The organism is Candidatus Rokuibacteriota bacterium, assembly GCA_016209385.1.
Taxonomy (GTDB): domain Bacteria; phylum Methylomirabilota; class Methylomirabilia; order Rokubacteriales; family CSP1-6; genus JACQWB01.
In genome coordinates this window covers 1-12,287 of record JACQWB010000256.1, presented here as the reverse complement: position 1 = coordinate 12,287, position 12,287 = coordinate 1, and the positions used below count along the sequence as shown (strand labels likewise).

12 protein-coding genes are annotated in these 12,287 nt (G+C 67.7%); 1 reads left to right on the top strand and 11 read right to left on the bottom strand.

Features of this window, described 5'->3' with window-relative positions:
• Window positions 1–7 precede the first annotated feature (7 nt).
• Window positions 8–1,093, bottom strand: a complete 1,086-nt coding sequence (locus HY726_19120; GenBank protein MBI4611105.1) for an alpha-hydroxy-acid oxidizing protein — start codon at window positions 1,091–1,093, stop codon at window positions 8–10.
• A gap of 199 nt (window positions 1,094–1,292) precedes the next feature.
• Between HY726_19120 and HY726_19115 the strand changes: the two genes are divergently transcribed.
• Window positions 1,293–1,685, top strand: a complete 393-nt coding sequence (locus tag HY726_19115; GenBank protein MBI4611104.1) for a carboxymuconolactone decarboxylase family protein — start codon at window positions 1,293–1,295, stop codon at window positions 1,683–1,685.
• A 5-nt stretch (window positions 1,686–1,690) separates the two neighbouring features.
• Here HY726_19115 and HY726_19110 read toward each other — a convergent pair whose 3' ends face one another.
• From HY726_19110 to HY726_19065, 10 genes are all read right to left on the bottom strand, one after another.
• Window positions 1,691–3,850, bottom strand: coding sequence for a hydantoinase/oxoprolinase family protein (locus HY726_19110; protein MBI4611103.1), 2,160 nt, complete (start codon window positions 3,848–3,850; stop codon window positions 1,691–1,693).
• A 14-nt stretch (window positions 3,851–3,864) separates the two neighbouring features.
• Complete coding sequence (locus HY726_19105; protein MBI4611102.1) at window positions 3,865–5,562, bottom strand: hydantoinase B/oxoprolinase family protein; 1,698 nt, start codon at window positions 5,560–5,562, stop codon at window positions 3,865–3,867.
• A gap of 18 nt (window positions 5,563–5,580) precedes the next feature.
• Window positions 5,581–6,522 carry an MBL fold metallo-hydrolase gene (locus HY726_19100; GenBank protein MBI4611101.1) on the bottom strand — a complete coding sequence of 314 codons (942 nt, stop codon included), beginning with the start codon at window positions 6,520–6,522 and terminating at the stop codon, window positions 5,581–5,583.
• Window positions 6,523–6,537: 15 nt separating this feature from the next.
• Window positions 6,538–7,416, bottom strand: coding sequence for a polysaccharide deacetylase family protein (locus HY726_19095; protein ID MBI4611100.1), 879 nt, complete (start codon window positions 7,414–7,416; stop codon window positions 6,538–6,540).
• An 83-nt stretch (window positions 7,417–7,499) separates the two neighbouring features.
• The gene (locus HY726_19090) at window positions 7,500–8,204 is read right to left on the bottom strand and encodes an ABC transporter ATP-binding protein (GenBank protein MBI4611099.1); all 705 of its coding nucleotides are present in this window, start codon (window positions 8,202–8,204) and stop codon (window positions 7,500–7,502) included.
• Window positions 8,197–9,054 (bottom strand): ABC transporter ATP-binding protein, encoded by an 858-nt coding sequence (locus HY726_19085; protein MBI4611098.1) that lies wholly within the window; start codon window positions 9,052–9,054, stop codon window positions 8,197–8,199. The genes HY726_19090 and HY726_19085 overlap by 8 nt, the downstream gene beginning before the upstream one ends.
• The gene (locus tag HY726_19080; protein MBI4611097.1) at window positions 9,051–10,226 is read right to left on the bottom strand and encodes a branched-chain amino acid ABC transporter permease; all 1,176 of its coding nucleotides are present in this window, start codon (window positions 10,224–10,226) and stop codon (window positions 9,051–9,053) included. Before HY726_19080 ends, HY726_19085 begins: the two co-directional genes overlap by 4 nt.
• 55 nt (window positions 10,227–10,281) lie before the next feature.
• A complete protein-coding gene (locus HY726_19075; GenBank protein ID MBI4611096.1) occupies window positions 10,282–10,845 on the bottom strand; it encodes a hypothetical protein in 564 nt (187 codons plus the stop codon).
• 299 nt (window positions 10,846–11,144) lie between these two features.
• Window positions 11,145–11,381 carry a type II toxin-antitoxin system prevent-host-death family antitoxin gene (locus HY726_19070; GenBank protein ID MBI4611095.1) on the bottom strand — a complete coding sequence of 79 codons (237 nt, stop codon included), beginning with the start codon at window positions 11,379–11,381 and terminating at the stop codon, window positions 11,145–11,147.
• Window positions 11,382–11,408: 27 nt separating this feature from the next.
• Entirely contained in the window at window positions 11,409–12,287 is an 879-nt protein-coding gene (locus tag HY726_19065; protein MBI4611094.1) for a branched-chain amino acid ABC transporter permease, read from the bottom strand.

Here is a 12,287-nt window from a genome sequence, read left to right as displayed (position 1 = left end):
GTCGTGATTAGTAGCCTTCCTCGAGGAGCGGAAAGGCGCTCGTCACGTGCGGCAGGTCCACCGGGCGCGCCGGGTGGAGATAGGAAGCATCGAGCGCGCCCAGCCGGTCCACGCCCAGGAGCCCGAGGCAGATCCTGATCTCGCCTTCGAGGATCTCGAGCACGCGAACCAGGCCGGCCTGTCCCGCGGCGGCCAGCCCGATGCACTGGAGCCTGCCGATCCCGACCGCGTGCGCGCCGAGGGCGATCGCCTTGACCACGTCGGTGCCCCGCATGCACCCGCCGTCGAAGATGATCGGGGCCCGGCCTCCGACGGCCGCGACGACCTCGGGGAGCACCTCGATCGCGCCGCGCCCGTGGTCGAGCTGGCGCCCCCCGTGGTTAGAGACGTAGATCACCTCGACGCTGTGCTCGCAGGCGAGCCCCGCGTCCTCGGCCGTCGCGATGCCCTTCAGGATGAGCGGGAGGCCGTGGAGGTCCTTGAAGCGCTTGACGTGGTCCCAGGAGAGCCGGGCCTGGTACTCGCGCCCGGTTGCGCGGGCGCGCGAGGCGGCCCTCACGGATCGCTTGGCCAGATCGCGTTCGCGGCGGCTGTAGAGGGCCGAGTCCACGGTGAGGCAGAAGGCCGTGTAGCCGTTGTCCACGGCGCGCTTCACGTGGTCGTCCACCCAGGCGTCGTCGCCACGGACGTAGAGCTGGAAGATGCGGAAGTTGTCGGTGGCTGCGGCGACAGCCTCGAGACCAGGACTGCACACCGAGCTCAGCATGTGGGGGACGCCGAACTCCGCGGATGCCTTTGCGGCGGTCGCGCCCCCGCCGGGGTCGAAGCTCTCGAGGGCGCCGATGGGGGCCAGCAGTACCGGGATGCGCATCGGCTTGCCGAGGAGCGTCGACGTGCAGTCCACCTTCGAGACGTCCCGCAGGACCCGCGGCCTGAAGGCCATCGAGTCCAGGGCCTGGCGGTTCCGCTTGAGCGTGGTCTCGGTCTCGCTGCCGCCGGCCAGGTAATCCCACGCGTCCCGCGCCAGGTTGGATCGAGCGGCCTTGACCAGCTCGTGAAGTGTCTGGAACCGGTCCTCGAGATTCGACGCCATTGACGCCTCCCGTGCAGGGGATACCGTTCAGGTGAACACGCCAAACCCAAGGTAGTTCGAGCCGAGGCGCTTCGGACGAGCCGCAGGCGTGGCAATTCGAGCCGAGGCGCTTCGGCGCAGGCAGCTTCATCGCCTGCGCCAGCGACGAGGTGAGGCCCGAGTCAATAGCCACAAGGCGAGGCCCAATAAGGAGGGCACGATGACCGAGAGCGAGCGATACCGGAGGGGAAGCGAGATCCGCCGGCAGCTCCTGGGCGACGCGTACGTCGAGCGGGTGAACCGGACGACGTACAGCGACCCCACGATGCGCACCTTCATCGACACCATGACGGAGATGATCTTCGGTACCCTTTGGACCCGGCCCGGCCTGGACCTGAAGACCCGGACGCTGGTGTGCGTGGTGTCGGATGCCGCGACGGGCCGGAGCGCGGAGCTCGGCATCCACCTCAGGATGGCGCTCCGCCAGGGCTGGACGGAGGGCGAGCTGACCGAGGTCCTGCTCCACCTGGCCGGCTATGTCGGCGCGCCGGTCGTCCGCGAAGCCCTCCTCGCTGCGAAGGATCTCTTCGCCGAGGTCAGAGCCGGAGGCTAGCGCGCTCATCGCTCGATCGTTACCCTCAGGTTGAGATACGCGTCCACTTCGATGCGGGCGCGCGGGCCGAGGACCGCCGTGGACTCGCGCTCCTCGACGATCGCCGGGCCTCCGAACCGCTGCCCGACAGCGAGACGGTAGCGGTCGTAGACGGGACAGTCGACGAAGGCGCCCACCTCAGGGAAGTAGGCCGGGCGCACCCCCTTCTGGGCGCTCCCGGCGGGTGCTGGGGTGGAAGGCGGCGCGAGGGAGAGCGCCGGCTTCGGTCCCCGCGCGCGGAGGCGCCAGTTGAGGACCTCGAGCTTCGCCCCGGGCGTCAGCCGTTGGTAGAGCCGCGTGTACTCAGCTTCGAAGGCCGCGATCAGCGCGACGCGCGTCTCGGGCGCCATGCGGGTCCGGGGCAGCGGCGCCGTGACCTCGTACCCTTGCCCGATGTAGCGGAAGTCCCCTGAGCGCTCCAGGATCATCTCCGTCTCCACCACACCCGCGCCCCTGAGGAGGTGGATCGCCTCGGTTTCCATCTCCTGGAAGAGGGCATTCACCCGCTCCCAGTCCAGGTCGTCCAGTCGTGTCACGTGAGAGCGGACCAGGTCGAACGCGGGTGGCGCTCCCAGGAGCCCCACGGCGGAGGTGACACCGGCCGCCAGGGGCAGGATCACGCGGGAGAGCCCGAGCTTTTTCGCTACTTCATAGGCGTGAACCGGCCCCGAGCCGCCGAAGGCGATCAGGGTGTACTGCTGGAGGTCGCGGCCGCGCTCGGCCGCGTGGACGCGGACCATGTTCGCCATGTTCTCGTTCACCACGTCCGAGATCCCCTGGGCAACCCGTCGCCAGTCCAGGCCGAGGCGGGCGCCGAGCTCTTCCATCCCGCGGCGGGCACCCCCGGCGTCGAGGCGCATCCTCCCCCCGAGGAAGTAGTCGGGGTTCAGATATCCCAGGACGAGATCGGCGTCGGTGACCGTGGGCTCCGTGCCGCCGCGATCGTAGCAGATGGGACCCGGCGCGGCTCCGGCGCTCTGAGGGCCAACCTTCAGGAGCCCCATGGCGTCAATCCGCGCCAGGCTCCCGCCGCCGGCGCCGATCTCGACCATCCCGATCACCGGCACGCGTACGGGGAGCCCGCTCCCCTTCTTGTGCTGGTACACCCGGTCCACCTCAAAGTCGGTGGTGACGGCCGGGACGCCATCCTCGATCAGGCAGGTCTTCGCCGTGGTGCCGCCCATGTCGAAGGAGAGGACGCGCGGGGTTCCGGTCAGCCCGCCGATGAGCGTGGCGGCGAGGGCGCCGGCCGCCGGCCCCGACTCCACCAGGCGGACCGGGAACTGGCTCGCCGTCGCGCAGGTGCCGGTGCCCCCGCTGGAGAGCATCAGGAACAGCTCGGCGGGGACCCCGAGCTTCCGCAGCGCGGTCTCCAAGCGGTCGAGGTAGCGGGTGACGACGGGCTTGACGTACGCGTTGGCGACCGTCGTGGACGTCCGCTCGTACTCCCGGATCTCCGGCAGCACCTCCGAAGAGAGCGAATAGGGCAGCTCCGGCGAAACCTCTTTCAGGAGTGCGGCGACCTGGCGCTCGTGGGAGGGGTTCATGAAGGAGTGGATGAAGCAGATTGCGAGGGCCTCGACGCCGTTCTCGACGAGCTCCTGGAGCGCCTCCCGTGCCTCGTCGGCGCTCAGCGGAGTGACGACGCGCCCCTCGTTATCCACGCGCTCGGTCACCTCACGGCGCAGGGAGCGGGGCGCCAGCGGGGGCTTGGGCATCTCGAGGAAGATGTCGTAGATGTCGTAGCGCTTCTCGCGGCCGATCTCCAGGATGTCGCGGAAGCCCCGCGTCGTGACGAGGCCGGCCTTCGCCCCCTTGCGCTCGATGAGCGTGTTGGTCACCAGCGTCGTGCCGTGGATGACCGTGGTCACCGCCTCGGGCGGGAGCCCCTGCCTGCGGAGGAGGGCGGCGATGCCCTCGATCGCGGCGTGCGACGGATCGTCGGGCGTCGTCAGGAGCTTGTGGATATGGAGGCGGCCCGTGGCCTCTTCCACGATGACGACGTCGGTGAAGGTCCCGCCGATGTCCACGCCGCAGCGGAGCCGTGGTAGTTCGAGCCGAAGGAGTTCGGAGGAGCCGCAGGCGACGACACTCACGAGGCGAGGCCCGAGTTGATCCTGAGCCATGGCGATTCCGGGCGTCAGCCTCGCGCGCGCTTCCTGAGCTGGCGCGTTCGCTCCCGGTCGACCTCCGACCCGTCTTTCCTGATGGCGACGCGGTAGACCTGCTCGGCGGCGTCCAGGCTCACGATCCCGTTCCTCACGTCCTCCAGAACGCGCTGTGGGTCGCGTGTCTCCGGCGGGAAGAGCCCACCCCCTCCCGGCGTGTGGAAGCGGACGCAGTCGCCGTGCTTCATGAAATACTTGCGCTTGGGGTGGAGGGCCGTTGTCTCGTTCAGCACGATGAGCCCGGTGGCGCCCGCCCCGCCGCCGTGGAAGCCCTGGGGCGGGAAGCTGATGCGATCCATCCGCATGGCGACGGCCGTGAGCGTGTCGGCGAGGAACGTGAGGACCACGCGCTGGCCGCACCCGCCGCGGAACCGGCCGGCGCCCCCCGAGTCCGGGAGGAGCGATTTCTCCTCGAAGCGGACGGGGACGTTGTTCTCGAAGACCTCCAGCGGGGTGTTGGAGATGTTGCTCGGGAAGCTCAGGCAGTGGATGCCGTCGGAGCCGGGCCGGGCTCCCTGGCCGCCGTTGAAGAAGTAGATGTCGGAGAACTTGCGGCCCCCGAAGGTTCCCGAGAAGACGGGCCCCCAGAGGGGGGACCCGCTGTCGGCGGCCACGCGCTGGGGGATGACGGGGGCCAGCGCGCCGAAGATGGCCGACGGGAGGAAATGCCCCATCTGCGCGCGCGAGCCCACGGCGGCGGGATAGGTCGGGTTCAGGATGCAGCCTTCGGGCGCCGTGACCCTCACCGGCCTGAAGCCGCCCTCGTTGTTGGGAATGAGCGGGTTGGTCAGGCATTTCACCGCGAACAGCGAGTAGGCGTACGTGTAGTTCATGACGCAGTTGATGCCGCGCTCGATCTGGCGCGACGTCCCCGCGTAGTCGATGTGGATGTCGCTCCCCCGGACGCCGACGCTGCAGTGGATCTCGATGGGCGCGTCGAAGCCGTCGGTCATCACGACGTGGCGGTACTCCCCGTCCGGGATCTGGGCGATCGCCGCCCGCATGGCCGCCTCCGACCGGCCGTGCAGCTCCTCGGCGAGCGGGATCAAGTCGTCGAGGCCGCGCTCGTCCATCAGGCCCAGCAGCCGTCTGCCGCCGGTGGCGTTTGCGGCGAGCTGGGCGTGGAGGTCGCCGAGCACCTGATCGGGCACGCGCACGTTCGCCCGGAGCAGGCGCACCAGCGTCGGGTTCAGCTCGCCGCGCTGGCAGAGCTTCAGGATCGGGATCTGGAGGCCCTCCTCGTAGACCTCGCGCGACTCTCCCGAGAGCCCGGATCCGCCCATGTCGGGCGAGTGCGCGATGCTGCCGACGAAGGCCACGAGCCTGCGGTCACGGAAGATCGGGGTGACGATCGTCAGGTCGGGCAGATGCCCCGTGCCCATCCAGGGATCGTTCGTGATCAGGCTGTCGCCGGGTTCGAGACTGACGGCGGGATGCTCCGCGAGCATGTGGCGGAGCGTGATCGGCAGCGTGCCGGTGAAGGAGGGGACGCTCCAGACCGACTGAGCGAGCGAGCGCCCGAGCGGATCCAGGATGACGCAGGCGAAGTCGTTGGACTCCCGCACGATGGTCGAGAACGACGTGCGCTGGAGCGTCGCCCCGGTCTCGTCGACGATCGAGATCAGGCGGTTCCACAGGACCTCGAGCGTCACGGGATCGAACGCGGCCATGCCGTCGGTCAACCTCGACTACAGGCACATGTGATCGGCGCGCGCGCCGCGAAGCCGCTCCATTCCGTCGATCATCTGCGCCAGGTCGAGCGGCAGGTGGGTCTCGTTCCGAAACTCCTGGTAGCAGCGCAGGACGTTCGGCAGGATCCGCTCGGCCTCGCGCCACGCCGCGTACACGCCCAGCTTGACCTCATGGGCCGTGGCCTCGGCCGGCATGCCGGCGTCGAAGCAGCGCCGGGCCTCGCGCCGGACGAACGCCAGGTAGTCGCGCATCGCCTTCAGATCCTTCTTTGTCCCGATCGGCCCGTGGCCGGGGACGATCACGTCAGCCGCGTAGGTCAGCAGGCGGTCGGCGGCCCTGATCCAGTTGCCGACGTGGCCCTGGAAGGCGAGGGGCGTCACGTAGTGGAAGGCCAGGTCCCCCGCGAACAGGACCCGCTCCTTCGGCAGGAACACGGCCGCGTCGCCGGGCGTGTGGGCGGTGGCGCCGGGGTGCCAGAGCTGGATCTCGCGCTCGCCGTCGTGGAGCACCATGCGGTCGGGGAACGTCACCGTCGGGAGCGCCACCCTGAGCAGCGGGAACTCCCGCGCGAAGCGGGGCATGAAGAGCTGGAGCAGGGGCAGGGGCGGAAAGCCCGGCGCGAGGGCCTCGCGGCACTTCTCTGTGGCGATGATGGCCGCCACCCGGAAGAGCCGGTTGCCGCCGGTATGATCGAGGTGATGATGGGTGTTGATGAGCGGGCCGATGGGCTTGCGCGTCGTCCGCTTGATGGCCGCGAGGAGCCGGCGCGTCATCGACGGCACCATCAGCGCGTCCACCGCGATGGCGGCGGCCTGCCCGACGATCAGCCCCGAGTTCGAGATGCCGGTCTCGCCCGTGGCCTGGACGTAGGCGAAGATCTTCGGCCCGACCTCGATCATGCCGGTCTTCCAGTCCCGGGGCACGGTGTGGCGTGCCATCGGCGCGCGGGTGCGTCAGCGGCGTTCCCTGGTGCGGCGGTACCAGTCCAGGATGTCCTCGCCCCTCCAGAAGAGCACGCCCGGCCTCTTCTTCATGTACGCGTAGATCTTCTCGAAGTACTTGATCCGGTGCGGGACGCCGCTGATGTAGGGGTGCACGGCGATGGCCATGATCCGCGCGCTGTGGCGCGCCTCCTCGTAGAGCCTGTCGAACTGATCGCGGGCTCGATCGAACAGCTCGTGCGCTTCGTGGTGTTGGATCAGCATCATCGGGATGTCGTTGATCTCGAGACTGTAGGGAACCATGACCAGGGGCCGGGCCGTCGTCTTGATCTCGTAGGGCTGGTCGTCGTTCACCCAGTCCGAGACGTACTCGATCCCCTCCTCGGCCAGGATGTCGAGCGTCTGCCAGGTCTCCGTGAGTCCCGGCCCCAGCCAGCCGCGGGGCGGCTTGCCGGTGAACTTCTTGATGGTCTCCACGGACTTGCGGATGGCCTCGCGCTCGTTGGTGAGGAGGTGCATCGAGCCCTGGACGAAGCCATGGCCCATGAACTCCCAGCCGGCCTGGAGCGCCGCTTCGGCGATCCGAGGGTACGTCAGGCAGACCGAGGCGTTGATGGCCATCGTGGCCTTGACCTTGTGCTTGTCGAGGGCGGCCTTGAGCCGCCAGAAGCCCGCGCGCATCCCGTACTCGTGCCAGGCCCAGTTCGGGACGTCCGGAATCCCGCCCGTTCCCTGCGGCGGGGACAGAACGGTCCGGGGCATGGGCTTCTCGATGTCCCACTCCTCGACGTTGACGATGGTCCAGACCGCCACGCGCGCGCCCTTGGGCAGCTTCAGCGGCTTCCGGTCAACCGTCGCGGAGTAGTCGTAGCGCTCTCTCGGGTGTCTCATGGCGTCCTCCTTTCGGGCCTCGCCTCGTGCCGGGCCTGCCTGCGGCACGGCCGACGGCCCTCGGCTCGACCTGCCACTGCTGGCTACGCCGTCAGGTAGGCGTGGCGAACCACCTCGGATTCCCGGAGTTCTGCGGCACTGCCGGAGCCGACGATCTCCCCTTTCTGGATCAGATAGCCGTGATGCGCCAGCGCCAGGGTCTTGCGGGCGTTCTGCTCGACGAGGAACACCGTCGTCCCCTGGCGGTTGATCGCGTGGATCATCTCGAAGATCTGCTCGACCAGGAGCGGGGAGAGGCCGAGCGAGGGCTCGTCGAGGAGGAGCAGCTTCGGCCGTCCCATCAGCGCGCGCCCGATCGCGAGCATCGCCTGCTCGCCGCCGCTCAGCGTGCCCGCGGCCTGGCGGTGCCGCTCCCGGAGGCGCGGGAACTGCTCGAAGATCTCGCGCATCCGGTCCGCGACGTCACTCGCGCCCCAGTCGAAGAAGGCCCCCATCCGGAGGTTCTCCTCGACCGTCATCTTGGGGAAGATGCGCCGTCCTTCGGGAACGACCCCGATCCCCCGCCGGACGATCGCGCTGGTCTTCAGACCATCGATCCGCCCGCCCTGAAACACGACCGACCCCTCGACCGGGCGGACGATCCCGAGGATCGTCCGGATCAGCGTGGTCTTCCCCGCGCCGTTCGGTCCCAGGAGGCAGGCAATCTCGCCTTCGCGGAGCATGACCGAGACGTTCCTCAGCATGGAGATCTGGCCGTAACGGGTTGAGACTCCCCGCACCTCAAGCACGGGTCGGCTCCCCGGCCTCCCCCTCGCCCTGCCCTCCCGCCCCGTGGGGGAGAGGATGAAGGTGAGGGGGTTGGGCCGTCTCCCCGCTCCGCCCGAGGTAGGCCTCGCGCACCTCCTCGTTCCGGGCGACCTGGGCGAAGCTTCCCTCGGCGATCTTCCGGCCGTAGTTGAACGCGACGACGCGCTCGCTCACGCCCTCGATGACGAACATGTCGTGCTCGATGATGATGATGCTGAGCCCCGGCATCTCCTCGCGCACGATCTGGAGATCCTTCATCAGCTCCACGGTCTCCTGCGGGTTCATGCCGGCCGAGGGCTCGTCGAGGAGGAGGAGCCGCGGCCGCGCCGCTAGCGCCCGGCAGATCTCGACGCGGCGGCGGTCGATCTGAGGCAGCGTCCCGACCGGGTCGAAGCCCCGCGCGACCAGGTCGGCGTTGAAGAGGCTCAGGAGATGGGCGGCCCGCCTGAGCGCCTCGCGCACCTCGGACATGAGCCGCCTGCGGCGAAACAGTGCGTCCAGAAGGCTGCTCCGAGCCTGCGTATGCATCCCGATCAGGACGTTGTCGAAGACGCTCAGCCCGAGGCAGAGCCGGCTCGCCTGGAACGTGCGCGCGATCCCCCGCTGGCAGATGGCGTGGGGCTCGAGCCCGCCGAGGGCATCCCCGCGGAAGTGGACGTCGCCGGTCGCAGGGACCAGCCCTGTGACCGCGTTGAAGAACGTGGTCTTCCCCGAGCCATTCGGCCCGATGAGTCCCAGGGTCTCGCCCTCGTCCACGCGCACGTCCACGCGGTCCACGGCTGTGAGCCCGCCGAAGCGAACCGTGAGCCCGCGCGCGGCGAAGAGGCTCACCGCTGACCCCCCGCCGCTGCGAAGCTCCCCGCCGGGTCGCGCAGGCCGTACCGCCGGACGGTGGCCGGCCAGAGGCCCCGCGGCCTGAACAGGAGCATGAGCACGATCGCGATCCCGTAGAGGAGCAGCCGGTACTCGTGGAGGAACCTGAAGCGCTCGGGCAGCGGGATCAGGAGGCACGCGCCCACGATGATCCCCGGGATCGAATCCAGCCCCCCCAGGATGATGACCGACAGCATGATCAGCGAGTAGCCGAAGTCGAAGTCAGGTGGGGAGACGAAGCCCACCATGACGGCGTAGAAGGCGCCGCCGAGACCGACCGAGAAGTTCCCGATGGAGAAGGCGAGCAGCTTGTAGCGGGCCACGGAGACGCCGCTGCACTTGGCTGCGATCTCGTCATCGCGGAGCGTGTTCAGGGTGAGCCCGAGCCAGGAGTTGTAGAGCCGCCACGTGAGCCACGTCACCAACGCCGCCATCGCGAGCGCCGCGTAATAGAAGTTGGCGTGGTAGGGGAGCGTCATTCCGAACAGGTGAGGCGGCGTGGTGAACGCGTAACCGAACGGCCGGAGCGTCGGGATGTTCTTGATGCCCTGGGGGCCGCCGGTGAACTCCAGGTTGTTCATCAGGATGTTGAAGATGAAGCCGAAGGCAATCGTGACGAGCGCCAGGTAGTGTCCGCGGACCTTGAGGATCGGGATGAAGAGGAGGGCGCCGACGATGACGGCGACCAGCGGGCCGACCAGGAGCGCCAGCCACGGGGGGAGGCCGAGCCGGACTGTCAAAAGCCCCACCGTGTAGCCACCGAGGCCGGCGAAAGCCGCGCCCGCCAGATTAAGGACGCCCGCCGTGCCGATCTGGAGGTTGAGGCCCTGGCCGATCGTGACGTAGAGGAGCGCCATCGTGGCGACGAAGGTCCAGTAGGGGCTCGCCCGGAGGAAGAACGGCAGCGCGAGGGCCAGGACCGCCCCGCCGGCCAGAGCCGCGACGCGGTGGGTCAGGAACGCGGTCGTCACCCACTGCCCGACGCGCGCGGACGTGCGGGCCACGATCGCGACGATAGCTATCGCGGCGATCGTCGCCGCCAGCGGGACCGGCCGCTCGGCCAGCAGCGCCGCCACGATCAGCGCGAACAGAACGAGCTCAACCGCCCAGACCGCAATCACACCGCCCACAACACCAGCTCCTCGCGCTCCCCAATGCCTCCGTACATGTTCACCCCGCAGCCACTTATCCTAGCCTCCGAGGATCCCTCGCGCGAAGCTCAAGCAGCCGTAGGATGTCGTCCCCCGAGTACTCGTCGTATTGAAAGTCGGTGCCTGTTACCTCTCTATAAAGTTGACTAAAGACATGCCATAGGGCTTCGATAGCCTGCTGAACGCTTTTCCCCTTGATCGCGGCGAGTTGATAGATTGCTGATGGGTTAAAGACACCTTGTTTGTCTATGTGGACAAATACTTTGTTTCTTATGACCCTCAATCGGTCAGATAAATCTTCCAGCTCACTGAGTTGGGTCCCAGTTACCTTGAGCAACTGCTCAATCCGTTTGGGGTCGCACCGATAGAGGTACCAGAATGAGGCGACCTTTTTGCTATTTTCAAAAACTCGAACCAGACGGATGAGTCGATCTCCCCCTAGGGCTGTGTAAGCAACCAGGAAGAAGTCAACTCCTATATGATCCCTGCCTTCGAGCATCTGAAGCGCCTTCTGTTCCGTCCGAAGCCAGTAGACTTCAGTCAGCAGACGCTTCGTTGTACGAGCAAACCTGTTCGGCAGCCTGATGACCCTTTTCATGGAACGTCCTTCAGTCATGCAATACAATCCTTTGCTGCTGTTGCGGGCTGCTGCTGTTACGGCCTGTGAGGCGGCGGCAGGGAAGATTATGCCGGATCTCCCGGCACCACCTTCTCCGTCGTGCACTCCCTCGGGTGCTTCGGGCATTCCCACAACTGCCCCCTGCCACGGCGCACACGGCGGTACTTAGTACGACCGTCAACCTGGCACCGCGGAGCCTCCCTAAATGGCGGCCGCTCGAGGGTCGGCGCCTGATCGCAGAGAGGTCTGTAAACGGAAGCAAAAGGAGATCGCCCCGCTTAAGCCTTGTTCCAGATCTCGTCGTCTTCATTGTCCCAGAAGTCAAAGGCCGATGCGGAGAGCTTGAGCCATCCCCGGCCCTCTAAGATCAGGCGCTCGGCCTCTTCCTCGCGCAGGCGAGCGATCACCGCAAAGGGTTTGCCTCTTCTGGTCAGAATGACCCTATTGCCTTTCTGCACAGTGCTTAACGCCTCGGCGGTCTTATTCCTCAGCTCCCGCACTTCAATGAGCTTCATGAAACGACCTGGCGTTGTGCGTCGGCGTCACACGCGCTCAACGGTCTTCTCGCCGAGGATACCTGTGGGCCGGAAGACCATGAAGACCATGACGACGGCGAAGGCGACGACGTCGCGGAACTCGGAGCCGCGCGGAATGAAGGCCGCGGCGAGCGTCTGGAGGACGCCGAAGAGGAGGCCGCCCAGGATCGCGCCGTACACGTTGCCGAGGCCGCCGATAGCGGCCGCGGAAAAGCCGATGACGCCCCCCATGATCCCCATGACGAAGTGGATCTCGCTGTAGTAGAGGCCGTTCAGGATCCCGGCCACGGCGGCCAGGGCCGCGCCGAGAAAGAACGTAACATCCACGGTCCGGTCGAGATCAACGCCCATCATCTGCGCAGCTTCCGGGTCCTGGGCCACGGCGCGGATGCTCGCGCCGATCCGCGTCCGGTTGATCAGGAGGTCCACCAGCACCATGGACGCTCCACCGATGGCCAGGATGGCGAGGTTCTCGTAGCGGATGACGACCCCGCCGATCTCGAAGAGCCCGCCCGGCAGCAGGGCGGGGAAGGGCTTGGGGTCCGCCCCGCGGGGGTAGAAGACGAGGACGGCCTCGCGGATGACGAGGCCGAGGGAAAGGGTCGCGAGAAGGGTCATCAGCGGTGGTGCCTTTGCGAGAGGCTTGACGCAGGCCCGCTCGGTCAGGACGCCGATCAGGCCGATCAGGAGGATCGCGCCCAGGAAGGTGAGGGGGAGGGCGACGGCCGGGCTGCCGAGCCCGACGGCCGTCCAGAGGAACGTGAGGCTCAGGCCGGCGAAGGCCCCGAGCATGAAGATGTCGCCGTGGGAGAAGTGGATCACGTCCAGCACCCCGAAGAACAGGGTGAAGCCTACGGCGATGAGCGCGTACATGACCCCCAGCAT